Origin of the sequence: Paraburkholderia sp. ZP32-5 (assembly GCF_021390495.1) — a bacterium.
Classification (GTDB): Bacteria; Pseudomonadota; Gammaproteobacteria; order Burkholderiales; family Burkholderiaceae; genus Paraburkholderia.
Window position 1 is genome coordinate 3,942,871 of record NZ_JAJEJP010000001.1, and the last position, 25,076, is coordinate 3,967,946.

Annotated in this window: 22 protein-coding genes; 18 read left to right on the forward strand and 4 right to left on the reverse strand. The window is 61.5% G+C overall.

Features of this window, described 5'->3' with window-relative positions:
* Nucleotides 1–73: 73 nt before the first annotated feature.
* Nucleotides 74–688: a type VI secretion system lipoprotein TssJ gene (gene tssJ, locus L0U82_RS17225; RefSeq protein WP_233833330.1), complete on the reverse strand. Its 615-nt coding sequence runs from the start codon at nt 686–688 to the stop codon at nt 74–76.
* A 327-nt stretch (nt 689–1,015) separates the two neighbouring features.
* On the opposite strand from tssJ, the gene L0U82_RS17230 reads away from it, so the two are divergent.
* The 18 genes from L0U82_RS17230 to L0U82_RS17315 all read left to right on the forward strand — a co-directional run bounded on the left by L0U82_RS17230 (nt 1,016) and on the right by L0U82_RS17315 (nt 23,319).
* Complete coding sequence (locus L0U82_RS17230; RefSeq protein WP_233832500.1) at nt 1,016–1,699, forward strand: tetratricopeptide repeat protein; 684 nt, start codon at nt 1,016–1,018, stop codon at nt 1,697–1,699.
* 78 nt (nt 1,700–1,777) lie between these two features.
* Nucleotides 1,778–2,329, forward strand: coding sequence for a type VI secretion system contractile sheath small subunit (tssB, locus tag L0U82_RS17235; RefSeq protein ID WP_233832501.1), 552 nt, complete (start codon nt 1,778–1,780; stop codon nt 2,327–2,329).
* Nucleotides 2,329–3,831 carry a type VI secretion system contractile sheath large subunit gene (gene tssC / locus L0U82_RS17240; protein ID WP_233832503.1) on the forward strand — a complete coding sequence of 501 codons (1,503 nt, stop codon included), beginning with the start codon at nt 2,329–2,331 and terminating at the stop codon, nt 3,829–3,831. The genes tssB and tssC overlap by 1 nt, the downstream gene beginning before the upstream one ends.
* A gap of 37 nt (nt 3,832–3,868) precedes the next feature.
* A complete protein-coding gene (locus L0U82_RS17245) occupies nt 3,869–4,372 on the forward strand; it encodes an Hcp family type VI secretion system effector (RefSeq protein ID WP_233832504.1) in 504 nt (167 codons plus the stop codon).
* A 76-nt stretch (nt 4,373–4,448) separates the two neighbouring features.
* Nucleotides 4,449–4,928, forward strand: coding sequence for a type VI secretion system baseplate subunit TssE (gene tssE / locus L0U82_RS17250; protein ID WP_233832506.1), 480 nt, complete (start codon nt 4,449–4,451; stop codon nt 4,926–4,928).
* A gap of 70 nt (nt 4,929–4,998) precedes the next feature.
* The gene (gene tssF, locus L0U82_RS17255; protein ID WP_233832508.1) at nt 4,999–6,840 is read left to right on the forward strand and encodes a type VI secretion system baseplate subunit TssF; all 1,842 of its coding nucleotides are present in this window, start codon (nt 4,999–5,001) and stop codon (nt 6,838–6,840) included.
* The gene (gene tssG, locus L0U82_RS17260; protein WP_233832509.1) at nt 6,804–7,889 is read left to right on the forward strand and encodes a type VI secretion system baseplate subunit TssG; all 1,086 of its coding nucleotides are present in this window, start codon (nt 6,804–6,806) and stop codon (nt 7,887–7,889) included. Before tssF ends, tssG begins: the two co-directional genes overlap by 37 nt.
* 31 nt (nt 7,890–7,920) lie before the next feature.
* Nucleotides 7,921–10,575 carry a type VI secretion system ATPase TssH gene (tssH, locus tag L0U82_RS17265; protein ID WP_233832511.1) on the forward strand — a complete coding sequence of 885 codons (2,655 nt, stop codon included), beginning with the start codon at nt 7,921–7,923 and terminating at the stop codon, nt 10,573–10,575.
* Nucleotides 10,576–10,617: 42 nt separating this feature from the next.
* Nucleotides 10,618–11,763, forward strand: coding sequence for a type VI secretion system protein TssA (gene tssA, locus L0U82_RS17270; RefSeq protein WP_233832512.1), 1,146 nt, complete (start codon nt 10,618–10,620; stop codon nt 11,761–11,763).
* A gap of 19 nt (nt 11,764–11,782) precedes the next feature.
* Entirely contained in the window at nt 11,783–14,335 is a 2,553-nt protein-coding gene (locus L0U82_RS17275) for a type VI secretion system Vgr family protein (RefSeq protein WP_233832514.1), read from the forward strand.
* A gap of 25 nt (nt 14,336–14,360) precedes the next feature.
* Nucleotides 14,361–15,176: a DUF4123 domain-containing protein gene (locus L0U82_RS17280; protein ID WP_233832516.1), complete on the forward strand. Its 816-nt coding sequence runs from the start codon at nt 14,361–14,363 to the stop codon at nt 15,174–15,176.
* A 112-nt stretch (nt 15,177–15,288) separates the two neighbouring features.
* A complete protein-coding gene (locus L0U82_RS17285; protein WP_326489746.1) occupies nt 15,289–17,775 on the forward strand; it encodes a T6SS effector BTH_I2691 family protein in 2,487 nt (828 codons plus the stop codon).
* Between the two features lie 2 nt (nt 17,776–17,777).
* A complete protein-coding gene (locus L0U82_RS17290; RefSeq protein WP_233832519.1) occupies nt 17,778–18,725 on the forward strand; it encodes a DUF6708 domain-containing protein in 948 nt (315 codons plus the stop codon).
* 71 nt (nt 18,726–18,796) lie between these two features.
* Entirely contained in the window at nt 18,797–19,747 is a 951-nt protein-coding gene (locus L0U82_RS17295; RefSeq protein WP_233832520.1) for a DUF6708 domain-containing protein, read from the forward strand.
* A gap of 70 nt (nt 19,748–19,817) precedes the next feature.
* On the forward strand, nt 19,818–20,768 hold the full coding sequence (locus L0U82_RS17300; RefSeq protein WP_233832522.1) for a DUF6708 domain-containing protein: 951 nt from the start codon (nt 19,818–19,820) through the stop codon (nt 20,766–20,768).
* Between the two features lie 145 nt (nt 20,769–20,913).
* The gene (locus L0U82_RS17305; protein ID WP_233832523.1) at nt 20,914–22,269 is read left to right on the forward strand and encodes a hypothetical protein; all 1,356 of its coding nucleotides are present in this window, start codon (nt 20,914–20,916) and stop codon (nt 22,267–22,269) included.
* Nucleotides 22,270–22,404: 135 nt separating this feature from the next.
* Complete coding sequence (locus L0U82_RS17310; protein WP_233832524.1) at nt 22,405–22,812, forward strand: PAAR domain-containing protein; 408 nt, start codon at nt 22,405–22,407, stop codon at nt 22,810–22,812.
* 3 nt (nt 22,813–22,815) lie between these two features.
* Complete coding sequence (locus L0U82_RS17315; RefSeq protein ID WP_233832526.1) at nt 22,816–23,319, forward strand: DUF4123 domain-containing protein; 504 nt, start codon at nt 22,816–22,818, stop codon at nt 23,317–23,319.
* Nucleotides 23,320–23,348: 29 nt separating this feature from the next.
* On the opposite strand, the gene L0U82_RS17320 is transcribed toward L0U82_RS17315, so the two are convergent.
* From L0U82_RS17320 to L0U82_RS17330, 3 genes are read right to left on the reverse strand one after another with little or no spacing between them, the layout of a single operon-like run.
* Nucleotides 23,349–24,083: an immunity 52 family protein gene (locus L0U82_RS17320; protein WP_233832527.1), complete on the reverse strand. Its 735-nt coding sequence runs from the start codon at nt 24,081–24,083 to the stop codon at nt 23,349–23,351.
* A gap of 8 nt (nt 24,084–24,091) precedes the next feature.
* A complete protein-coding gene (locus L0U82_RS17325) occupies nt 24,092–24,691 on the reverse strand; it encodes a restriction endonuclease fold toxin 5 domain-containing protein (RefSeq protein WP_233832529.1) in 600 nt (199 codons plus the stop codon).
* Nucleotides 24,579–25,046, reverse strand: coding sequence for a hypothetical protein (locus L0U82_RS17330; protein ID WP_233832530.1), 468 nt, complete (start codon nt 25,044–25,046; stop codon nt 24,579–24,581). The genes L0U82_RS17325 and L0U82_RS17330 overlap by 113 nt, the downstream gene beginning before the upstream one ends.
* Nucleotides 25,047–25,076 lie beyond the last annotated feature (30 nt).

Genomic DNA, 25,076 nt, shown 5'->3' on the forward strand with positions numbered 1-25,076 from the left:
ACTGGCGAATTGTTAAATAGGTCGGTCCGATCCACTTCACTCGCTACTTCACCCGCCGCTTTACTCCCCGCTCTTACCCGCAATTCACCGATGACAGAAGGTTTAGCGACTCGGTGGGCAATCCTTGTTCAGTGGGGATCACCGAGCCGCCGGTGACCGTCATTGCACAATTATGCAGGCCGACGATTATGCCGGATTTTTCGGATTTCGCCGGATCGAATGCGAATTTCCAGCGCTGCATTGCTGGCGCGCGAAATAGCGCGACGATTCCGACGGCCTGCGCCTCGTACGAAACCTTTTCAGTCGCGCTGTAATGCTGGCCCGGCGTGAGTGTCACTTCCCGGACGCCAAGCAGATCATCACCCAATGCGCTTTTCTCTTTTGCCGGATCCGTAAACGCATCGAAAGGTGCCTGCTCGAACGAAGTCGGATCTTTCAATATGTAGAGGCGAACCACTAAAGCGAGCGGCCGATTGTCGTTCGCCGCATTCAGATTCGGCGCCGCGTATAGTTTTACCCCTATATTTCGTGGGGGTTTCTGCGCGTCGGGCACCGGCGGCTTGCCAACTCCAGCAAGCTGCAGCGCGGCGGACGCGGCGCTGCCGAGCGCCGGTACGGCAGCCGCGCAGCCGCCAAGCACCGCAATGGCGCCGAGTGCACATAGGTAGCGAATCAGGCGTGCGTCCATCAATGAATAGCGACGTGCAATGCACGCGTGATCGGTAAATTTGTTAGTTTCAGCTTCGCCGTAATCAATATGCATTGCAATTTTTTCACCATTAACCGTCTTATAGAATCAGTGCGACTTTGAATACGGAACTGGATTTAACAATTCAAGACTTGAAATCGTTTTCGCATAAGAAGGCTATTTGTAATCACAACCTTGATATACCCTGACTTCCTTCTGACGAATGTTGAACTAATCAAATTTGGCCTGTACTATACCCGCGCATTGGCGCCAGGTGTAAAACCAGTTTCTTCGTTCACGTCCGAAATTACACGCTGTGATAAAACGATGAAAAAGCAATTCTTTTCAGTAATTTGCGGGGGCTTGTTAGTGTGCGGTCTGATTTCCGGCTGCGCCACGCAAAAAAACGACATCGCGTCGACGCCGGGCGCATTCGATAAGGGGCTCGCCGAAGCGGATGCCGCATCGAAGGCCGGTGATCAGGATCGCGCGATTGGCCTCTATCAAAAGCTGGCCGCCGCCGACCCGACGCGTGAGGAACCCTGGTCCCGCATCGCGCAGATTCAGTTTCAGCAACAGCACTATGGCCAGGCGATCGTTGCCGCGCAGGAAGCGCTGCAGCGTGACCAGTCCGATCGCGGCGCGAAGAGCGTGCTCGCGGTGGCAGGCTTGCGCATCGCGACTGCGTCGCTCGGTCAATTGCGTCAGGATGCGTCGCTCGCGGGAGACGCGAAGTCGGACGCGCAGGCACTGGCGCAGCAGCTGCGCGACACCTTGGGCGAGGACGCGTTGTTCCCGCCCGAGCAGCAGCCGCAGGCAGCCAAGGCCCCGCCCAAGCGCCGGCACATCGTCAAGCATGTCCCGGCGGTCGCGCAAAAGCCCGCGGACGCGGCGGGCAGCGGCGCCGTCACCACGCCGGTAGCGACCCCGGTCGCAACACCGGCGGTGAGCGCAGCCGCGAAGAGCGCGTCGGGTGGGCAGGCGGCGGATCCGTTCAGCGCGCTGCGCTAGGCGGGCCATTTCACAGGCGGCATGCGGTTCGGCGCGCTGTGCCCGAACCGGTTCTGGCGCCAGCAGGGGGAATCGTCGATGGCAAAGAAGGAAAGCATTCAGAAGCGCTTGCAGAAAGTGCGGCCGCCGCGGGTTCAGTTGACCTATGAGGTCGAACTCGGCGATGCGATCGAAGTGAAGGAGTTGCCGTTCGTCGTCGGCGTGATGGGCGACCTGGCCGGCCAGTCCGAAGTCGAACAGCCGAGGCTGCGCGATCGCCGTTTCGTCAGCATCGATCGGGACAACTTCGACGACGTGATGAAGGGCATCGAGCCGCGCGCGGCGTTCCAGGTGCCCAACAAGCTGAGCGATGCGGGCGGCACGTTCGCGGTGGACCTGCGGTTCCGCTCGATCGCCGACTTCAATCCCGATGAAGTCGTCTCGCAGATCGAACCGCTGCGGCGCCTGCTCGAAGCGCGTTCGAAACTCGCGGATCTGCGCAACAAGCTGGCGGGCAACGACCGTCTCGAAGATCTGCTGAGCGAAGTGCTGACCAATACCCAGCAATTGCAGGCACTGGCAAACGTTACCGGCACGCCGGGCGATGGCGAAAAGAATACGCCGGACGATTCCGAAGACGGGAGATCGTGATGAACCAGCAGACCGAAGCAGCCCGCGGCGCCGTTGCCGCCGAAGAAGAAGCGACCGTCGGCGCGCCCTCGCTGCTCGATGAAATCGTCGAGAAAAGCAAGGTCGCGAAGTCCGAACTCGAACATGCGCGCGCAAAAGATCTGATCGGCGAGCTGGTGCACCAGGTGCTCGACGGCACGGTGGTCGTCTCGAACAATCTGTCCGCGACGATCGACGCGCGGGTCGCCGAACTCGACCGGCTGATCTCCGCGCAGCTGAGCGCGGTGATGCACGCGCCGGCATTTCAGCGCCTCGAAAGCACGTGGCGCGGCCTCGACTATCTGTGCAAGGAAAGCAACACGGGGTCGACGATCAAGATCAAGGCCCTGCATGCGCCGATGCGCGACATCGTGCGCGACTTCAAGGGTGCCGTCGAATTCGATCAGAGCGCGCTCTTCAAGAAAGTGTACGAAGAGGAATTCGGCACGTTCGGCGGTGCGCCGTTCGGCGCGCTGATCGGCGACTATGAAATCACGCGTCAGCCGGAAGACATGTACTTCATCGAGCAGATGTCGCATGTGGCGGCCGCCGCGCACGCGCCGTTCGTGACGTCCGCTTCGCCGCAACTGCTCGGCCTCGAATCGTTCGCCGAACTCGGCAAGCCGCGCGATCTCGGCAAGGTGTTCGACACCGTCGAATATACGAAGTGGAAGTCGTTTCGCGACGCCGAGGATTCGCGCTACGTCGGGCTCACGCTGCCGCGTTTTCTCGGCCGCCTGCCGTTCAATCCGAAAGATGGCCAGACGGCGGATAGCTTCAATTTCGTCGAGGACGTGGACGGCACCGATCACAGCAAGTATCTGTGGTGCAACGCTTCATGGGCATTCGCTGCTCGTCTGACCGCCGCATTCGACGACTTCGGCTGGTGCGCGGCGATTCGCGGCGTGGAAGGCGGCGGCCTCGTCGAAGATCTGCCGACCCACACGTTCAAGACCGACGACGGCGAGATCGCGCTCAAGTGTCCGACCGAGATCGCGATTACCGATCGGCGCGAAAAAGAACTGAGCGACCTCGGCTTCATTCCGCTCGTGCACTGCAAGAACTCGGACTACGCGGCGTTCTTCGCGGCGCAGTCGGTGCAGAAACCGAAGAAGTACAGCACGGACAGCGCAAATGCGAACGCGGTGCTGTCCGCGCAACTGCAATACATCTTCTCCGTTTCTCGCGTTGCCCATTATCTGAAGGCAATGATGCGCGACAAGATCGGCAGTTTCGCATCCGCGCAGAACGTCGAAGTGTTCCTGAATCGCTGGATCTCGCAATACGTGCTGCTCGACGACAACGCGACCCAGGAACAGAAAGCGCAGTTTCCGTTGCGCGAGGCATCGATCCAGGTCGCCGAGATTCCGGGCAAGCCGGGTTCTTATCGATCGGTCGCATTCCTGCGCCCGCATTTTCAGCTGGACGAACTGTCGATTTCGCTACGGCTCGTCGCCGATCTGCCGAAGCCGGCAAATTCTTGACACACGGTACAAACCATCCTTCGGGGAGTCGTGAGCAATGAAAGACATTTACCTTAAATTTGGCAATCCCGCGATCAAAGGCGAATCGCAGGATAAGGATCACGCGGGCTGGATCGAGATCGACGCGTGGACTCATTCCATCGTTCAGCCGCGTTCCGCGACGGCCTCCACGGCCGGTGGCCATACCGCCGAGCGTTGCGAGCATGGCGACATGCAGTTCACGAAAGACATCGACGTGGTGAGCCCGCTGCTGTACCAGCATGCGTCGGGCGGCACGACGTTCGACGAAGTGTCGATCGACTTCATGCGCTCGGACGGTGAAGGCAACCGCATCAAGTACCTCGAAATCAAGCTGAAGTACGTGATCATTTCGAGCGTCACGCCGGCAGTCGCCGGCGTGGGACTGCCGACCGAACAGTTCTCGCTGAAGTACGCGGCGGTGCAGTGGAAGTACACGCAGCAGAAAATCGGCGGCAACCAGGGCGGCAACGCGCAAGGTGCATGGAGCCTCACGAAGAACGACAAGACCTACGCGGTCTGATGGTCGTGCGCAGGCGAGGCGGCGTGCCGGCACGTAGGTTTGCCGGCACGGCGACCTGGCGAGGGCGCCGCGTCTTATGAAGCGTTTCGAACCAAGCCTGCTCGACAAGCTGTTCGACGACCAGCCGCACGCGTCGGCGCCTGCCGTGATGCGGCAGTTGTCGATCGACGAGCTGAAGGCCACGGTTGCGCGTGATCTCGAGTCGATCCTGAATACGCGCATCGCGTTCAGCGAGCACGAACTGGCGGCGTTGCCGGAGTGCCAGCGTTCGGTGCTCACCTACGGGCTGAACGATTTCTCCGGCCTGAGTCTCGCGAGCCATTACGACCGGACCTTCATCTGCCGCTCCATCCAGCAGGCAATCGAGCGTCACGAGCCGCGCTTGCAGCGAGTGGCGGTCACGCTGGAACTGGCGAGGCAGTCCGCGAACGCATTGTGTTTCGCGATTCAGGCGGTGCTGGTCGTGCACCCGACGCAGGAGCCCGTGAATTTCGACGCGACGCTCCAGCCGTCGACCTTGCAGTATTCGGTCACGCGCGCTCGCGCAAAGGCGTAAGTCACGCCTACACGGCCGTTGCCGGCGTGAGCGCGCGGAGCACACTGAGTTTCAGGGGCTGGAAATACCGATGGAAGAGCTGTTGCCGTATTACGAGCGCGAGCTGTCGTTCCTGCGGCGGTACTCGCGCGACTTCGCCCAGCGTTACCCGAAGATCGCCGCGCGCCTGACGATGGTGGGCGAGCATGGCGAGGACCCGCACGTCGAGCGCATGATCGAGTCGTTCGCGCTGCTCGGCGCGCGCATCAACAAGAAGCTGGACGACGACTACCCCGAATTCACCGAGGCGTTGCTCGAAGTCCTGTATCCGCACTATCTGCGTCCGTTTCCGTCGTGCTCGATCGCGCAGATGGGCGGCGGTGCGTCGCTCGCGCAGCTCACCGCGCCCGCTCTGGTGAAACGGGGCACCGAACTGAAATCGCGACCGATACGCGGCGTGCAGTGCCGCTTCCGTACCGCGTTCGATGTCGTGCTCGCACCGCTGCGCGTTGCGCAGGCGCGCTACATGCCGGTCGCGATGGCGCCCGGCGCGATCGTGCTGCCGGGCAACGCGAGCGGCATCGTGTCGATCACGTTCGAATCGACGGCTCCGCAGCGCGATCTCGCGGGGCTGGGCGTCGATCAACTGCGCACCTACCTGCACGGCGAGCAGTCGCTGATCGCGGCGCTCGGCGATTGCCTGTTCGTGCATGCGTTGCAGGCCTACGTCGAACCGGAGCGTAACGGGCGCTGGCATGCGCTAACGTCGCTGCCGTTCTCGCAGGCCGGCTTTGCCGAAGACGATGCGCTGATCGACTACCCGGCGCGTTCGCATCCCGCCTACCGCTTGTTGACCGAGTACTTCGCGTTCCCGGCGAAATTCGACTTCGTCGATTTCGATCTCGCGGCGATGACGGCCGCGCCCGTCGGTCGATGCAATCAGCTGACGCTGCACGTCGTGTTGAAAGACGTACGCGGCGATTCGCATGCGGCGCGGCTGCTCGATGCGCTGTCGGCCGATCATCTGCGCCTCTTCTGCACGCCAGTGGTGAACCTGTTCCGGCAGCACGGCGACCCGATCCGGCTCACGCATGAAGCTGTTTCTTATCCGGTCGTCGCTGAAGGGCGACATGCGTTCGCGTACGAGGTGTATTCGATCGATTCGGTGCAACTCGTGCGGCAGCGTCAGCATGACGAACGCGTCGTCGAATTCCGTCCGTTCTATTCGCTGCGTCACGGCGAAAGCGCGCGCGCCGGTCACTACTGGTTTTCGCGCCGCAACGAATGGGTCGCGCAGAAAAGCCCCGGCTACGAAACGGAAATCTCGATCGTCGATATCGACTTCGATCCGTCCGCGCAGCAGACCGACACGTTGAGCCTCGAACTGACCTGCACGAACGGCGATCTGCCGGCCGGACTCGCGATGGGCCTCGGCGGCGGCGACCTGTTCGCCGAAGGCGTGTCGCAAGCCGGCGACATGGCGATGCTGCGGCGCCCTACCCCGACCGCGCGTTTCGAGCGCCGTCAGGCCGCTCACTGGCGACTGTTGTCGCATCTCGCGCTGAACCATGTGTCGCTGGTGAACGGCGGTGCGACGGTGCTGCGGGAGATGCTCGCGCTCTACGATCTGCGCCGCACCGCCGTGTCCGCGCGGCATATCGAAGGCATCGTCGACGTCGCGCAATCCGGCTCGGTGCAGTGGCTGCCCGGCAAACCATTCGCCACGTTCGTGCGCGGCCTCGAAGTTCGCGTGACGCTCGACGAGGAATTTTTCGTCGGCACGAGCCTCGGCACCTTCGTGCGGGTGCTCGACCGGTTCTTCGGGCTCTATGTGCATCTCAACAGTTTCGTGCAGCTGGTGGCCATTTCGGCACGCACCGGCGAGGAGATCATCCGATGCAAACCCCGCAGCGGCGAATCGATCCTCGCGTAATCGAGCGCCTGCTCGAAGAGCCGCACAGCTTCGAATTTTTCCAGGCTGTGCGGCTGATCGAGAAATGGTTCAGCGATTCATCGCCCACCGCAAAAAGCGACGTGCTGCCCTACCGGATCGGCTTTCGCAACACGCTGTCGCTCGCGTTTCCGCCGAGCGAGATCGAGCGGATCATGCCGTACGACGACGCGGGCAATGCGTTGGGCGCGGACGGAGCACGGACCGCGGCGCTCGATGCCGGCACGATCTCGCGCGTCGATCTGACGCCGGCATTCTTCGGTCTGCTCGGCGGCCAGGGCGCGCTGCCGCTGCACTACACCGAACAGATCGCCGCGCGCGAGCATCTGTGGCGCGACGGCGCGGCGCGCGAATTCTTCGACGTGTTTTCCAATCGAGCGACGGCGCTCTTCTACGCGGCATGGAAGAAATACCGTCTGCCGCTTCACTACGAACTCGATCGCGACGAACGCTATCTGCCGCTGCTGCTGGCGCTCGCGGGTGTCGTCAGCGACGATGCCCGCGGCGCGCTGCACGAAGGCGATGGCGCGCTACTCGACGAAGCGGTAGCCGGCCATGCGGTGGCCGCAAGGCATCGGCCGGTATCGGCGGCGTGGCTGCGGCACACGCTGTCCGAATACTTCAACGTACCGATCGGCGTCGAGCAGTTCGTCGGCAGGTGGTACGACGTGCCGCCCGAGCAGTTGTCGATGCTCGGTCAACGCAACGCCGTACTCGGCGCGACCGCGTTTGCCGGCGAGCGCGTCTGGCAGCGCGACATGCGCGTCCGGCTCGTGATCGGCCCACTAACGCTGCGTGACTACGAGGCGTTCCTGCCGGGCGCGGAACATTCGCGCGCGCTCGAACGGATGCTGACCTTGCTGGCCGGCGTGACCTTCGAATACGAAGTCACGCTGGTGCTCAGGCGCGAGGACGTGGCACCGAGCTATCTCGGCAAAGGTTCGCGGCTCGGCTGGGACGCCTTCCTGTGCACACGCGAGTCCGAGCACGACCGCTCGGACGCGCGCTACGAACTGCATGTAATTCACTGACCTCGAAGACGAACGAGCCCACCCCCACGACATGAGCACGCCCCTTAAAACGCTGATCGAAAAACTCAACGCGGCTTGCCGCCTCGCCGCCGAACGGGCGGCGAGCTTGTGCCTCGCGCGCGGGCACTACGAAGTCGATCTCGAGCATTTGATGCTCGCGTTTCTCGACCAGCCAGAGGGCGACGTCATTGCCGTGCTGCGGGCATCGCGCATCGATCCGCATGCGTTGCGCGCGGATCTGGAGCGCGAACTCGAACGCCTGAAAACAGGCAATACCCGCACGCCGGTGTTTTCTCCGCATCTGATCGCGCTGTTCGAGCAGGGTTGGCTGATTGCATCGCTCGATTCGCAGATCGGCCGTATCCGCTCGGGTCATCTGCTGCTCGCGCTGTTGAGCGCGCCGGACCTCGCGCAGTTCGCGCAGCGGATGTCGCCGCGCTTCGGCGACGTGCGCGTGGCCGAACTCAAGCATCGTTTCGACGAGCTGACCGAGGGCTCGTCGGAAGCCGCGCCGCAGCCGACGGCGACGCAAGGCGACGAGCCGATCCAGATGCAAACCGGCGCGTCACCAACACCCGCGCTCGATACCTACACGACCGATCTGACGCGCCGCGCGCGCGACGGACATGTGGACCCAGTGATCGGCCGCGAGGCGGAGATCCGCCAGGCGATCGACATCCTGATGCGGCGCCGGCAGAACAACCCGATCCTGACCGGGGAGGCGGGTGTCGGCAAAACCGCGGTCGTCGAAGGATTGGCATTGCGCATTGCCGCCGGCGATGTGCCGCAGCCGTTGCGCGGCGTAGCGCTGCACGTGCTCGACATGGGCCTGCTGCAAGCGGGCGCGAGCGTAAAGGGCGAGTTCGAGAATCGCCTGAAGAGCGTGATCGACGAGGTCAAGAAGAGCCCGCATCCGGTCATTCTGTTTATCGACGAGGCGCACACGATCATCGGCGCGGGCGGTCAGGCCGGCCAGAACGACGCGGCGAATCTGCTGAAGCCGGCGCTCGCGCGCGGCGAGCTGCGCACGATCGCCGCCACCACCTGGAGCGAATACAAGAAGTACTTCGAAAAGGACGCGGCGTTGGCGCGCCGTTTCCAGGTCGTGAAAATCGAGGAGCCCGACGAGCCGCTCGCCGCCGCGATGTTGCGCGGCATGAGCGCGCTGATGGAACGTCACTTCGGCGTGCGCATTCTCGATGAGGCGATCACCGAGGCCGTGCGCCTGTCGCATCGCTATATCGTCGGGCGTCAGTTGCCGGACAAGGCGATCAGCGTGCTCGACACCGCCTGCGCGAAAGTGGCGCTCGCGCATGGCTCGACGCCAGGCCTGATCGACGACAGCAGGAAATACATCGAGCGGATCGACGCGGAAATCGCCGCGCTCGAACGCGAAGACGCGAGCGGGATCGATCACGCTGAGCGTCTCGACGCGTTGCGCGCCACTCGTGACGCCGAATCGCAGCGTCTTGCCGCGAGCGAGGCGCGCTACGACGAAGAGCGCGAACTCGTCACGCAAATCAGCGCATTGCGCGAGCGGATCGATGCCGCGCGCGCCGACGGCACGTCGGGCGAGCGGCTGCGCGACGCCGATGCCGCGCGCGACGCCCTCCCCGCTCTGATCGAAAAACTGCATACGTTGCAGGCGCAAGGACCGATGGTGCCGTTGCAGGTGGATGCGCATGGAGTCGCCGAAATCGTCGCGTCGTGGACCGGCATCCCGCTCGGCCGCATGATGAAGAGCGAAATCCAGACCGTGCTGAATCTGCGCGAACTGCTCGCCGCTCGCGTGCTCGGCCAGGATCATGCGCTCGATGCGATCGCGCAACGCGTGCGGACAGCCGGCGCGAACCTCGAAGATCCGGACAAGCCGCGCGGCGTGTTCATGTTCGTGGGGCCGTCAGGCGTCGGCAAGACGGAGACCGCGCTGGCGCTCGCGGACCTTCTATATGGCGGCGAACGCAAGCTCGTGACGGTCAACATGAGCGAGTACCAGGAAGCGCACAGCGTATCGGGGCTGAAGGGCTCGCCGCCAGGATACGTCGGCTATGGCGAAGGCGGTGTGCTGACCGAGGCGGTACGTCGCAATCCGTACTCGGTCGTGTTGCTCGATGAGATCGAGAAAGCGCATCCCGACGTGCTCGAAATGTTTTTCCAGGTGTTCGACAAAGGCACGATGGACGATGCCGAGGGGCGCGCGATCGATTTCCGCAATACGTTGATTGTGTTGACGTCGAATATCGGCTCCACCACGGTGATGCAGGCCTGCCTGAACCAGCCCGCCGACGAACTGCCCGACGCGGACGCGCTCACGGAACTGCTGCGCCCGGCGCTCTACAAGGCGTTCAAGCCGGCCTTCCTCGGCCGCATGAAAGTCGTGCCGTACTACCCGATTCCCGACGACGTGCTGGCCGGCATCATCGAACTCAAACTCGACCGGATAGCGACTCGCATTGCGGCGAACCACGGAGCGCAATTCGACTGGGACGAGTCGCTGGTCGATGCGGTGCTGGCCCGCTGTACCGAGGTGGATTCCGGCGCGCGCAACGTCGACCACATTCTGAACGGCACGCTGCTGCCCGAACTCGCGCAGCACGTGCTCACGCGTCTGGCGGACGGCGTCGCGATCGAACGCATTGCCGTGCGCGCCAACGACGCCGGCGATTTCGACTACACGGTGAGCTGAATGGGCACTCGCGATCTTTCATCAAACGACATGCAGACCGACATGCACACCGATCACGCCGCGCTGCTCGAACCAATCAGCGAAACCTCGCCGTGCGGCGACGATCTGCTGCTGTCGACGGACTTCGACGCGATCCAGCAGGCGCGCCGCTTCGACGACCCGTCGCTCGACCAGGGCGAATGGGTCACCGATATCAAGGAAGCGGACTGGCCGTTCGTGATCACGCATTGCACGACGCTGTTGAGCACGCGAACCAAGGACCTGCGGCTCGCCGTGTGGCTGACCGAAGCGCTCGCGATACGCGACGGGTTGGCGGGACTCACGGCGGGTTATCGGGTGCTGACGGGTCTGGTCGAACGTTACTGGGAGCAGATCCATCCGCTCGCGGATGGCGACGATGCCGACGATGCCGGGTATCGGCTCGCCAATGTCGGCTGGCTCGCGGGGCGTAGCGCCGAACTGCTGCGCGTGGTACCGCTGACGCAATCGGGCATGGCGTTCAGCGCGCTCGACTGGGAGGTGGCGACCAACGCCGCGCAGGCCGCGAAGCGCGATCCCGATCACGCGGACGACATCCTGCGCGGCAAGCCGTCGATCGAACAGATCGACGCGTCGAAGCGTGCGACCGCGGTGGCGTTCTATCCGGCGCTGCTCGATCAGTTGCGCGCGTTCGAAGCGGCGATGAACGCGCTCGACACGCAGCTCGATCAACGCGCGGGCGACGCGGCGCCGAGTTTTCGCCGCACGCGCGACACCTACGACACCGTGTATCGGCTCGCCGAACGTTTCGCGCGCGATGTGGGAGCGAACACGCATGCCGTGCCGAATCCCCCCGAGGCGCGGCCAGCGGTGTCTTCGCCGCCCGAGCGAAGCGAGCCGCGTTTTATCGCACCGTTACCGTTGCTGTCCGATCAGGAGCCCGACGTGACCGTTTCGCGTTTCCAGTCTGCGCAGTCTGCCCAGCCGGTTGGCCCGGCTGGAATCCGGAGCCGGGAGGACGCCGTCGCGCAACTGCGCGCGGTGGCCGTGTTCTTTCGCAGGACGGAGCCGCATAGTCCGGCGGCGTATCTGGCGGACAAGGCAGCGGAATGGGCGGATATGCCGTTGCATCAGTGGCTGTCGGCGGTCGTCAAGGACGATGGGTCGCTGGCCCATCTGCGCGAGTTGCTTGGGGTGAAGGAAGGCTGACGGGCGGAGGAAAAAGAACATGGGCGCTCAGGACATCACGTCGATTTTGCAATCGACCGCCAGCCAGTCAGGCCGGCTCCTTAAGCTCGACACGGTGCTGGGCTCGGACGTGTTGCTGCCGCAACGAATCATCGGCCATTCGCGGATTGGCAGAGAACTCAGCTTCACCATCGACGTGGTGTCGCTCAACGGCACCGTCGAGTTGAAGTCGTTGATTGCGACGACAGCGACGCTCTGGCTACAGCAAACCGACAGCAGCACGTATGTACCGATCAACGCGTATGTACATACGGCGAGACGGCTCGGTTCGGACGGACAGTTGACGAGCTATCAGTTGGTGATGTCGAGCTGGATGCATTTCCTGCGTTTCAGGAAAGACGCGCAGATCTTTCAGGAACAAACGACCGACGCGATTATCGAGGCGATCTTCGCGAAGCATCCGCAGGCGGCCGGCGCTTACCGGTTCGAAATCGCCAAGCCGGCACCTGTACGGTCTTTCTGCATGCAGTACGAGGACGACCACAACTTCGTGCATCGGCTGCTGGAATCGGAAGGCTGGTTTTACACCGTCGAACAGGGGTCCGACGGCAAGTCGCACACGCTCGTCATCACCGACGATATCTATTCGTTGAAGCCGCTTTCGCCTCAACAGGTCGAGTTCTATCGTTCGAGCGTGACGAGCGAAACCGATGCGCTCGTGCAATGGGTCGGCTCGCGCGCGCTACAGAGCACCACGTATTCGTTCACCACCGTCGACTACAAAACGCCTCAAACGCCGAAGGCTCAGAGCATTCCGACCAAAGCGGACCAGGGCAGTCTGCCGGATCAGGCGGAAGTGTATGAATACGGCGGCGCCTATACGTATAACGCGAGCGGCCGGGGCTCAGATATCAGCCGCTTCCACATGGAAGAGTGGGAGTCGCGCGCGAAACGCTTCCACGGTACGGGCAGCGTGCGGCGCATGGATGCGGGGCACTGGTTCGAGTTCGTCGACTATCCGGAATACGCGAATGACTCCGCTCAGGACCGTCAGTTCGTCGTTATCGAAACGCGCTGGTACGTCGAGAACAATCTGTCGGTCGGCGATAGCCAACCGTTTCCCTATAGCCTGCAGAACGAACTGGCTGCGGTCCGCGCCAATCACCAGGGCACGAGCGATCCGTTTCAGGTGCCCGACGCATCGGGCAGCGCCGGATTCTTCCTCGTCGAAATCGAAGCACAGCGGCGTACCGTTCCGTATCGAAGCCCGTTCGAACACAAAAAGCCCGTGCTGTCGACACAGACGGCAACCGTCGTCGGACCGTCGGGCGAAGAGGTGTACACCGACAGCCTGAACCGCGTGAAGGTCCTGATGAACTGGGACCGCTCCGGCAATACGGAAAGCTCGTCGTGCTGGATGCGGGTGATGAGCACGCACGCCGGCAGTAACTTCGGCGGTGTCTACGTGCCGCGTATCGGTCAGGAAGTGGTCGTCACCTTTCTCGATGGCGATTGCGATCGGCCGCTCGTCTCGGGCGCGGTTTTCAATGGCGCGCAGACACCGCAATGGCACACGCAGGGCGTGATGTCCGGATACAAGTCGAAGGAATACAAAGGCTCGGGCTTCAACCAACTGGTATTCGACGACACCACCGGACAGAACAGGACGCAGATCTTCAGTTCGAGCGCATCGTCGTACCTGCAACTGGGCTATCTGGTGGACCAGCAGGACAACAATCGCGGTTCGTTCCTCGGTACGGGCTTCGATCTGAAGACGGAATCGTTCGGCGCGGTGAGGGCTTCGCAGGGCCTGTACCTGTCAACCTTCTCGCGCGGAGGCACCGCCAGCCAGCCGCTCGATGTGAAAGAGGCCAACAGCCATCTGTCCGATTCGGCGAACATCATGCAGACCCGCTCGGACTCGGCAACGGCCGTGCAGGCGGAAGGATTGACCGAAGGGCATGACGAACTCGCCGCGTTCGTCACCGCAACGCAGAGCAATCAGTCCGGCGGCGCTGGTAGTGGCGGTAGCAGCGGCGGTAGCGCTGGCGGCGGTTCGGGTTCCGCCAACGGATTCTCGGAACCCGTGATGGTGCTCGGAAGCCCGAACGGCATCGGCTTGACGACGATGAAGTCGGCCCACGTGGCCGCGACCGATCACGTCAACATGGTCAGCGGCGGCAACACCTACGTTGCCGCGACTCAGTCCTTCATTACGAGCGTCGGACAGAAAATCAGCCTGTTCGCGCAGGGCGCCGGCATGAAGCTGTTCGCCGGCAAGGGCAAGGTGCAGGTGATGGCGCTGGCGGACAACCTGGAACTGACCGCCGACAAGACGCTGAAAGTCGTGTCGACCGCCGATGCGGTTGCGGTGAGCGCGCAGAAGGAAATCACGCTGTCGGCCGGCGGCGCGGTGATCCGCATCGCCAACGGCGACATTCAGGTGCATGCGCCGGGCAAGCTCGACTTCAAGGGGGCATCCCACGTTTTCGACGGCCCGCAAGGCGAGAATGCATCGGCATCGGTGCCGGCTTCCGGCTCCTGTGCATCCCAGTTCGCCTCCGCCGCATCGAGCGGCGCCGCGCTCGTTTGATCCCGCTCCCCTGCCCGCGATAACCATGACCACGGACACCTATCTGATCGTCGAGCCTAACAACGGCGAGTTCGACATGGGCGACGGACCGAGAGCCTACGAGGTGGGCGAACTCGTGCCGGAAAAGCGTCCCGAACTCGCCGGCGTGGCGCCGGTGCTATACCTGCTCGATCACGGTGAACGGCAACTTTCGCACATCCATGCGATGGCCTCGAACGATCACGAACAGCAGCGCGCGCCGATCGTGTGCGCGACTCTGGAGACCGAGGCCGGGATCGATGAAGTACGCGAGCATCTCGCGCAAGCGCTGCTTCTGTCCAAACCCGTGGCCGGCACAGCCGTGTTCCGTTACTACGATCCGCGCGTGTACTCGCATCTGGGCTGGATACTCGAACCGTCGCAACTGGCCACGCTGATGGGACCGGTCGTGCGCTGGAGCTGGCTGGATGTGTCGGGCCAATGGAAGAACGCGCGTTTCGACGGACAGCCCAGCGCGCCGCTCGCCGTGCGCGACGAGCAGTATCAGCAGATCGCGCGGCTCGCGCTGGTCCGCCAGGTGCTGACGCTGCTGCAGGACGGAGGCGTGGACATCACGCCTGAACTGCCCCGCCAGATCGACGCGCAGATTCGCAAGGCCGAGGCCTACGGTCTCGAAGCGGAAGATCAGATCCCGTTCGCGCTACACGGCGTGCTCGTGGCATCGAATTTCGACCGGCATCCGCAGATTCAGGCGGTGATTGCCGGTGCACGCGCGAAGCCGTACGCCGAAGCAGTAGCGGCCTTCGACGATAACGACTGGCAACGTATCGGCCGCGAAAGCGCCGACTATCCGTTGCGCTGACACAGAACCGGTTTTCTGGAGAACAACAATGCCTGCGCAATCCGGCACACCTAGCGTATCCGCCATGACGAAGTCCGCCGCTGCGGCGGGTGCTCCGTCGACTTCATGCAAGATGTGCCAGAAGAAGGGATTGCCCATCCTTCCGGTGCGTTATGCCGCGCTGGCGGCGACACGCGCGCATGGCATCGACGGCGTGCCGCTCGTCAGCGGCAATTTCGGCATGCACGTGCAGGACGTGGCCAATGCGAAGGCGAAATACACACTGCGCTCGCTGCGATCCGGGTTCGTGTACGTCTACTATCCGAAGACGTCGAAGTGGCAATGCTATGCGGTGACGAACGAAGGAAACTGCTACGACTGCCCGCTCGACACGGTGCTGGACCGCTCGCTCGAAAAGCCCTTCTCGTGTACCCAGACCGGACATCCGGAACTCGCGCAGTGCATCACGATCGACCATGCCGATACGGTAGGCACGGTCTTTCTCGCATTCAGCGACGTGCAGTGGACCAAGGCCGTGCGGGACGCGTACGCGGCGGACAAGGATGGATGCCGCACGAAGCGGATGCAGGCGTTCAACGCGTCGGCGTGGTTCGCGAGTCCGGGCAATGCGACTCACGCCGCGTCGGCAACGCACGTGCAGCAGGTCGTTTCCGAATACAAGGGAGGGGGGACTGTGCCGTTCATGACGTCGCCGTTTCCGTGGCGCGATCGCAGTCAGGAAGCGGCCGCGCTGAATGCCGCGATGGATCATCTTGCGCCGAAGAAAGGGGCGGTTTTTGCGCTGTGGGACCCGGTTGGTATTACGCAGGAACTGAACGTTGAGAATCGCTTTGCGTATGGTGTGGTGCAAGCTAAGTATCAGTGGGGGGCATGGTCGGCATCGATGGTCATGAACTGGCAGGCGGTGGTCGAGGACGGCGCGGTCAAGGACGACAGCAGCGCCGAGCAGATGCTGGAAGGCCAGATCATGGAGAACAATGCGATCCTCTCGCTCTTCGACGGCGGCAAAGCGATGAATAGCCAGCTTGCGCAGGCGCGTGCGAGCGATCAGGCGGGGTTGAAGCAGGTTCGCGACGACTCGTGGGAGCCTTATAACGACTGCGTAAGCGTAAACGCGGCGGGCCAGTATCTCAAGGCAATGCAGAAGGATTTTGCCAACGAACAGAATGTCACCTGGCTGCCGTTGTCGCAGGATTACACGAAGTGGCTCACGTCGCCGAACCTTGCGCATGTGTTTCAGTACGACCATGACGCGACTGATGCGCTGAGCGGGATGCACTACGAAAGCACATTTACCGATTGCATCGCAGGGGCGAGCGCTCGCAAGGAGACGTTCGACCAGCTCACGAAATGGTTGCAGGGCAAGCCGGACGATCAAACGAATCTGTTGCTGCGCGCCCTTTGTCTGAACCTGACTGTGAACGTCAACAACCTGAATTCGGCGGCGGGATTTCCGGTGGCCGAATTGCGCGAGACCAGCGCGAAGGCTATCGAGAGCTGGTTTCAAGCCGCCAAGGCGGTGCAGGGCAAAGCGCCTAAAGACTTCACGACTTTTTATCTACGTGGCGCGCGTCTTGTTTATGAAGCCGGCGCGCCGATTGCGAAGGTGGTGGCGGGCGGCGCCGAGAGTGTGGCCGCGAAGACCGCGGTTCTCCTTGCCGCCGCACGCACGGGTAAGGTGGTGGTCTACCGTCCCGTGCAGGGCTCGCAGTCTCAATGGATCACGTATTTTGCCCGTCAGATGTACGAGATGATGCCGGCGGACAAGCGCCCGAGCATGCGCACGCTGAAGTCACAAATCCGCGCGCAGTTCACGACCAAGGACGCCAACGGCCGGACAACGTCGGTGCCGCAATACATCATCCTGGACAAGGACGGGCTCGCCGACGTCAACAAGGGCGCAGCCGGAAAGGCCACGGCGCAGCAGGTCGTCAATCCGGCGAACAAGCTGATGCTGACCGACGAGACCATCGAAGCCGAATTCGTGCCGACGTTCCGTAAGGTGACAGGCGGCGAAGTTGCGGGCTCGGCGATCGGCGCGGTATTCACCGCGATCAACGTGATGTTCGCGTGGAAAGAGTTCAGCAAATCGACGCACTTCAACAGCCGCGAAACGATGCTCAAGTTCGGTACGTCGCTGACCACACTGGCCGGCGGCGCTGCGGGTTTTTCCGGCAATCTGATCGAGTCGATGCACAGCGCGAAGCTGACGCTGCCGAAATTTTTGTCGAAGGATCTGGCAGAAAACCTGGGCGTGGCGGGACGCATACTAGGAGCGCCTGCTGCTATTGTCGGTGCCGTATATGACTTCATCAACTTCACGGAGCAATGGAAGGCGGGGCACGTCGGACTGGCCATCGCGTACTTTATGTCGGGAATTCTCGGCTTCGTGCTTGCCGTATGCCTTCTGCTTGACATAATGGCGTCATGGCTATTGCCACTCACTCTTCTGTTAATTGCCATCGGCCTTGTCATCATGTGGTTCAAGGAGAGAGAGATAAAGGAGTTTCTTGGTCGGAGCTATTTCGGTAAACACGAGGACGGCAAATACCTATCTTTTGCGGAAGAGCAGAAGGCCTATAACGGCTTGGGAGCATAAGAATGGCATGGGATGGCACGTACTGGGTCAAGCTGCGCCGTCAACTGACCGATGAAGAGAAGACGCGGCAACTGCGAGTCGATCGATCTGCGAGCACGAGGGTGAAGACCGACTATTCCGCCTTCGCGATGAACGACGCGTGGCTCGAATTGACGAATAACGCCTACGTGCAACGAGGCATATTGACGTATGGTTTCCTCATGCTTCTGCCCGTCAGCATTATGTTTGTATGCGGAGCGATATGGGCGATGCGCAACCCGCCACCCAACACGCACGGTGCCGAGTTGACGTTCGCAATGGCTTTCATGGTCTGCTTCATGCTTTTCGGGTGCTGTATGGTGTTGGTGTGTCTCTGGGGACTCCACCAGGAAAACTTTACCTGGACGCGGATTCCGATTCGATTCAACCATCGCACGCGCATGGTGCATGCCTTTCGTGGGGCAGGTGCGAAAGGCGTCATTTCCGTTCCTTGGGACAAGGCGTTCTTTTTTATCGAGAAGCGCCCGAAGGACCCGATTTCGAGGGGAACGCCGTACGGTCTGCGTTGCCACGTGCTCGACGACCAGGGGCGTGTGAGCCAGTCGTTCACGGTCGGCCGGCGTGTGTACACCATCGACGACGAGACGACCGAAAACGGTCGCTCGATTGTCCACGAACTGAACGACCAGTTCGAGTTCATTCGTCGATACATGGAGGGCGGACCGAGCGCCGTTCCCGCACCCGATCTGGTGCCGATCGAGGTGTCGCTGAGCAATAGCTGCAAGCTGGCTTTCCGCAACGATAAGGCGTTACTTGCAGAGGGCAACGTGGTCGCGACAGCTCTCGTCTGGGTATTGAAACCCTTCCTGATGCTGATAGCGCTTCTGCACTACATCGGTATGCGCACGAGCCGCGAACCGGTCTGGCCCGCGGATATCGACGCAAGTCCGGTGTCGATGGCGAGGGCGTGAGCAGCAGGTACAGCGCGTGTCTTTCGAGAAACGGCATCAATAACGCACGTCGGCGGACGGAGAGAACAGGAATGGCATGGGACGGCACATTCTGGGTCAAGCTGCGCCGGCAATTGACCGACGAAGAAACGACGCGGCAACTGCGTGTCGACCGGTCCGCTAGCAGCAACGTGACCCAAGATGACTATCTCGTTTTCGCGATGAACGACACGTGGCTGGAAATGACCAATGCTGCGTACGTGCAGCGGGGGATGCTGACCTATGGCTGCCTTTTCCTTCTTGTGGGAGGGGTGGTCGCTGCTTACGTCGCAATATGGTGCCTGTTGAATCCACCTCCCAATACCTTCGGCACTGAGTTGATGCTAGCCGACGCATTCATGGCGTGTGGCATGTTATTCGGATTCTTCATCGTACTCGCGTCGTTATGGGGACTTCACCAGGAAAACTTCACCTGGACCAGAGTCCCGATTCGCTTTAATCGCCAGACGCGCATGGTGCATGCCTTTCGTGGGGCCGGCTCGAACGGCGTTATTTCCGTTCCGTGGGACAAGGCGTTCTTTTTTATCGAGAAACGCCCGAAGGATCCGATTTCGAGGGGAACACCGTACGGACTGCGTTGCCATGTACTCGACGACCAGGGGCGTGTGATGCAGTCGTTCTCAGTGGGGCGGCGGGTATTCACCATCGACGACGAGACGACCGAAAACGGCCGCTCGATTGTCCATACGCTAAACGATCAATTCGAGCTCATTCGCCGATACATGGAAGGCGGCCCGTCCGCCGTCGCCGCCCCTCCTTTGGTGCCACTTGAGGTATCGCTGAGCAACAGCCTGAAACTGCTTGCCCGCGACGACAAGGCGCTACTTGCCGAGGGTAACGTCGTCGCTACATCTGTCGTCTGGTTGCTGAAGCCATTCGAAATATTGACGGCAGTTCTGCACTACATCGGCATGCGCACGAGTCGCGAGCCGGTTTGGCCTGTGGATATCGACGCGAGTCCGGTGTCGATGGCGAGGGCGTGAGCAGCAGGTACAGATGCGTGTCTTTCGAGAAAGGACATCAATAACGCGCAGGCAAACGGAGAGAGCAGGAATGGCATGGGACGGCACATTCTGGATCAAGCTGCACCGACAGCTGACCGACGAAGAAAAGACGCGGCAACTGCGTGTTGACCGGTCCGCTAGCAGCAACGAGACTCAGGATGACTATCTCGTTTTCACGATGAATGACACGTGGCTGGAAATGACCAATGCTGCGTACGCGCAGCGAGGCATGCTGACCTATGGCTGCCTTTTCGTTCTCGCTGGGGGCGTGTTCGCCGTCTCGCTAGCAATATTGTGCCTGTTGAATCCACCTTCTAATGTTTCCGGTACTGAGCTAACCCTGGCCGAGGCATTCATCGTGTGTTTCATGTTATTCGGATTCTTCATCGTACTCGCGTCGTTATGGGGACTGCACCAGGAAAACTTCACGTGGACCAGAATCCCGATCCGCTTCAATCGCCAGACGCGCATGGTGCATGCCTTTCGTGGGGCCGGCTCGAACGGCGTTATTTCCGTTCCGTGGGACAAGGCGTTCTTTTTTATCGAGAAACGCCCGAAGGATCCAATTTCGAGGGGAACACCATACGGACTGCGTTGCCATGTACTCGACGATCAGGGGCGCGTGATGCAGTCGTTCTCAGTGGGGCGGCGGGTATTCACCATCGACGACGAGACGACCGAAAACGGCCGCTCGATTGTCCATACGCTAAACGATCAATTCGAGCTCATTCGCCGATACATGGAAGGCGGCCCGTCCGCCGTCGCCGCCCCTCCTTTGGTGCCACTTGAGGTATCGCTGAGCAACAGCCTGAAACTGCTTGCCCGCGACGACAAGGCGCTACTTGCCGAGGGTAACGTCGTCGCTACATCTGTCGTCTGGTTGCTGAAGCCATTCGAAATATTGACGGCAGTTCTGCACTACATCGGCATGCGCACGAGTCGCGAGCCGGTTTGGCCTGTGGATATCGACGCGAGTCCCGTATCACTAGCGGAGGCGTAAGCAGCAGGTAAAGATGCGTGTCCTTCAAGAAAGTGAATAAGGCCGATAGGCACCTGGAGAATTTTTCGACCTCCCTTGCCGGTCGCGCTGAGGCACACGCGTTTGCCGTAGCGCGCTATCCAGATTTCCCCCTTTACAGACCGTCATGAAAAAAAGTCGTCTATCGATCGTCAAGCTTTGCGTCATCGTGCCGATCGCGCTGCTATTGATTGCTTTTGTGTGGGTATTGGCGCGAGCGCATCTGGAACTTGGCGGAAGCCAGCCGAATCAGCAGATTCTGGGCCGGGCGCTTACCGACGGGCAGCGTGCCATGGACCAGGCCTGCACGGGGGTCGTCACCACGAAGCAAAGCGTCTGGCTGGTCGGCCGCATCGAGACTGAAGATGGCCAGAATCCCCCGCAGGGTGCGATCAATCTGGACTCCCTGCTGCCCGCCGGTTCCACGCCAGACACTGACTCTCACGAAGTCTCGGAGATCTCCCGTTTGGGTAGCGATGGCGCGTTTCACACGGTGGCCTATATCAATGGCGAAGCGTGCGCGCTGCCTTCCGCGGATAAAGCAAGCATGCTTCTGCTGACCGGCGCGCAACCCCCAGAGAAAAAAGCAGGCCTGCAAACTCAGACGGCAGTTTTCCAGGCAGACGACCAGGGAAAAAACTGGCGCGTACTCCAAGGTGGTTTCATGGCCGACGCGGGATGGCTCGCATGGGGCCTGAATCCTTACTTTCACGGCAGCAACGAAGTCTGGGCCGCGGGGCAAGGAAAGCTTTTCTATTCGTCCGACCAGGGCGCACACGCACAGGCCATCGAATCCACTGATCAGTTGTGGCAAGCTCCGCAAGGCACGCTGTCTTACACACCGGGAGACCCTGTCGACATCGCGGCGCATGTCATCCAGTTCAATGATCAGCAGGCAACGGCCTGGGTCAGCCAGAGCTATTGGGATACTGACCGCAAGCGGCAGACTTTCACGCGTGAAACGCAATTGACGCTTCATGACGGACATTGGGAAGCCGGTGCCATCCGCACGACACAGGGGCTCTACTTAGACGAGGTCAAGGACGATGGTGCAGGCCACGTGATCGCGGAGCTGAGTCGCAGCATCCACGCCGAGGATGAACTGGCCGAATTGGGGCAAGACGGCCATTCGTGGAGCAAGCTCGGCGATCTGCCGAATCCATTCTGGCCACTTCCGGCTTCGTCCAGCATCCGGTCCAATCAGCAAACCAATTTCTACGTCAGTGGTCCGCTCATCCTCGCGACCATCACCAGTGAGTACGAGACCGTTCAACCGTCTTTTCTCGGAAGCAAACGGGCAAAGATCGAAGGCAACGGGGTCTTCTTCTCGAACGACAAAGGCAATCACTGGAAAAAGCTCGCCATCCCGGGCTATCTGGGCGTGCTGGGATTCAATGCGGAAAAGAAGCAAGTCTATTGGGACAAAGGCAACTGGTTCCACAATCCAGATCGCAACATCTACTCAAGCGATTTGTCCCAGTGAACCCGGAAGCCTCTGACAATTTCGCATGCGTGGCATTCACGTTGTCCTGCGCCACGCTTCGCTGATACCGACGCGAATCCAATGCCACTCCCAAGCGCATAACCGAACATGTTCTGATCAAAAGAGGAACCCAGTATGGCCAGCAATGTCGCCCGCGTCGGAGACAAAACCTCTCACGGCGGAACGATCGAAACCGGATGCGACGCCTACCAGGTACAAGGCAAGGCCGCCGCGCAGCTTGGCGATCTGGTGCCGTGTCCGAAGTGCGGCGGCTCCTTTCCCATCGTGACGAGCCATGCGCCGCAGACCATCGTTCATGGACGGCCGCTGGCCTATCACGGCGACAAGCTCGCATGCGGCGCGATCATCGAAGCGAGCGGTCAGTTGCTGTCGAGCAGTCCAACGACGCAGCAAACAGGAAGCGGTTCCGGTTCCGCTGCTGCCGTCGCGGCGGCCGACACGCCGGCACCGTCTTCGACCTTGTGCCTCGAATGTTTGCAGGCCGCTGCCGCAAGCGGCGCGACCACCGTGCCGCGAGGCTAGCGGATGGCCTTGACGCTCGATGAAGAACTCGACCGCGCGATTCTGCAGTTCGGCCCGCTTGCCCGACTGTATGCGCTGGTGGACGGCACGCTCGCGCAGATGCAAGGGCTGGGATACCCCGAACCCGGCGCGGGGTCGTGGGGACTCTTTTCGTTGACGGCGGACGACACGCTGTCCCCGGCCGGCCCCTGGCTCATGGATGCCGCGAAGGGCGCGCCTTCGAACCTGGCGATTGCAACCGCGCTTGCAAAGTCACCGGCCGGCGTGAGCTGGCTTATCAGCCGCCTCGACTTGCGACCGCTTGCCGACGCGCTGACGCAACGTCTCGATGTGCGCATGCCGGACGGAACGGTGTCGCTGCTGCGCTGGTACGACGCGCGGCTATTACCCGGGATCGTCGGCGTGATGACGGAACAGCAACGGCAGACGTTCTTTGCGCCGACCCATGACTGGCTGGTGCAGGTGAACGGTCAACTGACCGAAGTCTGGACAAGCCAGCGTGTCTGAATTTTCCGCCGAACGGCCAGGCCCGCGCGCTAAAGCTCCGAATACGCAGGCAGCAGATCCTGGTCCACCAGACGGATCTCGATACGATTGGCGATCTCGACGTGCTCCGGCTTGTCTGCCGAGAACATCGCATCGATGACGCTGACGATGATCGTGCCGGTCTGCTGCTTACCCGCGGCGGGCACCGGAATCAGCGCGCGCGCTTCAGGAACCTGCTGTTCGGTGATGACCTTCGGCAAATACAGCATCCAGCCGACACCGGGCTTATCGTCGAACACTCTCTTCTCGAAGTAGTCCAGCGGAGCAACCGTCACTGCTACCGGCAGATAGGTGACCGCCAACAGCGAAACAACATCCCGCATTGCCGGGAAGTCGGCCAATCCCGCGCTGTCGCTGTTCGCACCCGGCAGATCGATAGCGATCTCGGACGGTAACGGCCCCGTATCGATCGACAGCGACAGTGTCGCGCCATCGTCGGCATCGTTTTGTGCATTCCACAGACCAAGAACCTTCGCCCGATTTTTCTTGTTGTGATATTTGGTTTCCAGCACGGCCAGCAATGCCGTCGACGGCACACCGGGACTCTCGAAAGCGGGATACAACCGGGCTTCCTCTTCCGTATATCCGGTCAGGTTCCACCGGCCAAGACGGCTATCTTTGCTTGCCAGCAGTTCGATCACCGGCCATAGCCGTTTCAGATGCGCCGCGAAATCCGCTGGCGCAGCAAAGTCAGAAGCATCGTGAAATTGCGCGACGATTTGCATGCTATTGATCACGGTTGATAGACCGACGGCACGCGAGCGCGCGTGAGCGTCGGCAGCATGTAGGTGTGGGCTTTGGGCGTTGCGAAATACCACATCAGACGGGCCGGCGGATTCGAGTTGACCGCGATGGACTGATTCAGAATCTGCTCGCTCATATCAGTGAATCCCATAAAGAATGGCTTGGGCCGTCCGTCCGTGCCGATGAACTGGTCATAGTTGCCTTTGGCTTCCTGCAACAGACACTCGCCCGCACGAAAGCCATCGAAATCGATGCCCTCCCACGCCCACTCGTCACTCCAGCGGCAGCTTTCTTCATCGAATGCAAAGCCGGTAATACGGGCTTGATAGCGGTATGAATTCCAGTTTACGCCGTGATTCCGTCGCAGCTTCGCCCCCGCTTCCGGCGGACATTTTTTGCAGCGTTCGTCACTGCGCGGCACCGCGCGAACAGCAGGCGTTGCCTTGCTGCTGTCCTTTGCCGTATCGCCCGACAGGCTAGCCGTTCCCGCCGCCGCCGTCCCGCCCAACAAGGCGGCTCCAACTCGCGCCAAGAGCGGCCCAAGCTCCGTTGCCGCTCCCTCGACCACCGGCACTGCCAGTCCCGCCATGCTCCAGCCCTCCCTTCCAGTCCGGATGCTCGATGTGCCACCGGATCACACGCAGATAGTCGTGGAATCTCGCATCGGCTGGACGCCCAGGCCGGGTCAGCCAGTTGCGCGTCGCGGGTTTTTCGTAGAACCCTGGCGAGAACGCTTCGAGGCGCAGGAATGCCGCCATGTTTTCATCCGTGGAGATACCCATCTCGCGCGCAGCCTCATAGGCATGCCATAGCCGCACGGACAGCGTCCCGTCGTCCGCAAACGCGGGATTTTCCTGCACGAGGTCTTGCCGGATCTGCTCGACATAGCCGCGCGCATCGATCTGCGCGAGCGCCGCCGCCTGCTGTTCTGAAAATTCAAGCACGAGGCTTCGCCTCCATCAGTCAGGAATCAC

What these genes read in the sequence shown, in the direction of transcription:
- tssJ (WP_233833330.1), bottom strand. Translation starts at nt 688, where the DNA reads ATGGACGCACGCCTGATTCGCTACCTATGTGCACTCGGCGCCATTGCG.
- L0U82_RS17230 (WP_233832500.1), top strand. Translation starts at nt 1,016, where the DNA reads ATGAAAAAGCAATTCTTTTCAGTAATTTGCGGGGGCTTGTTAGTGTGC.
- tssB (WP_233832501.1), top strand. Translation starts at nt 1,778, where the DNA reads ATGGCAAAGAAGGAAAGCATTCAGAAGCGCTTGCAGAAAGTGCGGCCG.
- tssC (WP_233832503.1), top strand. Translation starts at nt 2,329, where the DNA reads ATGAACCAGCAGACCGAAGCAGCCCGCGGCGCCGTTGCCGCCGAAGAA.
- L0U82_RS17245 (WP_233832504.1), top strand. Translation starts at nt 3,869, where the DNA reads ATGAAAGACATTTACCTTAAATTTGGCAATCCCGCGATCAAAGGCGAA.
- tssE (WP_233832506.1), top strand. Translation starts at nt 4,449, where the DNA reads ATGAAGCGTTTCGAACCAAGCCTGCTCGACAAGCTGTTCGACGACCAG.
- tssF (WP_233832508.1), top strand. Translation starts at nt 4,999, where the DNA reads ATGGAAGAGCTGTTGCCGTATTACGAGCGCGAGCTGTCGTTCCTGCGG.
- tssG (WP_233832509.1), top strand. Translation starts at nt 6,804, where the DNA reads ATGCAAACCCCGCAGCGGCGAATCGATCCTCGCGTAATCGAGCGCCTG.
- tssH (WP_233832511.1), top strand. Translation starts at nt 7,921, where the DNA reads ATGAGCACGCCCCTTAAAACGCTGATCGAAAAACTCAACGCGGCTTGC.
- tssA (WP_233832512.1), top strand. Translation starts at nt 10,618, where the DNA reads ATGCACACCGATCACGCCGCGCTGCTCGAACCAATCAGCGAAACCTCG.
- L0U82_RS17275 (WP_233832514.1), top strand. Translation starts at nt 11,783, where the DNA reads ATGGGCGCTCAGGACATCACGTCGATTTTGCAATCGACCGCCAGCCAG.
- L0U82_RS17280 (WP_233832516.1), top strand. Translation starts at nt 14,361, where the DNA reads ATGACCACGGACACCTATCTGATCGTCGAGCCTAACAACGGCGAGTTC.
- L0U82_RS17285 (WP_326489746.1), top strand. Translation starts at nt 15,289, where the DNA reads ATGTGCCAGAAGAAGGGATTGCCCATCCTTCCGGTGCGTTATGCCGCG.
- L0U82_RS17290 (WP_233832519.1), top strand. Translation starts at nt 17,778, where the DNA reads ATGGCATGGGATGGCACGTACTGGGTCAAGCTGCGCCGTCAACTGACC.
- L0U82_RS17295 (WP_233832520.1), top strand. Translation starts at nt 18,797, where the DNA reads ATGGCATGGGACGGCACATTCTGGGTCAAGCTGCGCCGGCAATTGACC.
- L0U82_RS17300 (WP_233832522.1), top strand. Translation starts at nt 19,818, where the DNA reads ATGGCATGGGACGGCACATTCTGGATCAAGCTGCACCGACAGCTGACC.
- L0U82_RS17305 (WP_233832523.1), top strand. Translation starts at nt 20,914, where the DNA reads ATGAAAAAAAGTCGTCTATCGATCGTCAAGCTTTGCGTCATCGTGCCG.
- L0U82_RS17310 (WP_233832524.1), top strand. Translation starts at nt 22,405, where the DNA reads ATGGCCAGCAATGTCGCCCGCGTCGGAGACAAAACCTCTCACGGCGGA.
- L0U82_RS17315 (WP_233832526.1), top strand. Translation starts at nt 22,816, where the DNA reads ATGGCCTTGACGCTCGATGAAGAACTCGACCGCGCGATTCTGCAGTTC.
- L0U82_RS17320 (WP_233832527.1), bottom strand. Translation starts at nt 24,083, where the DNA reads ATGCAAATCGTCGCGCAATTTCACGATGCTTCTGACTTTGCTGCGCCA.
- L0U82_RS17325 (WP_233832529.1), bottom strand. Translation starts at nt 24,691, where the DNA reads ATGGCGGGACTGGCAGTGCCGGTGGTCGAGGGAGCGGCAACGGAGCTT.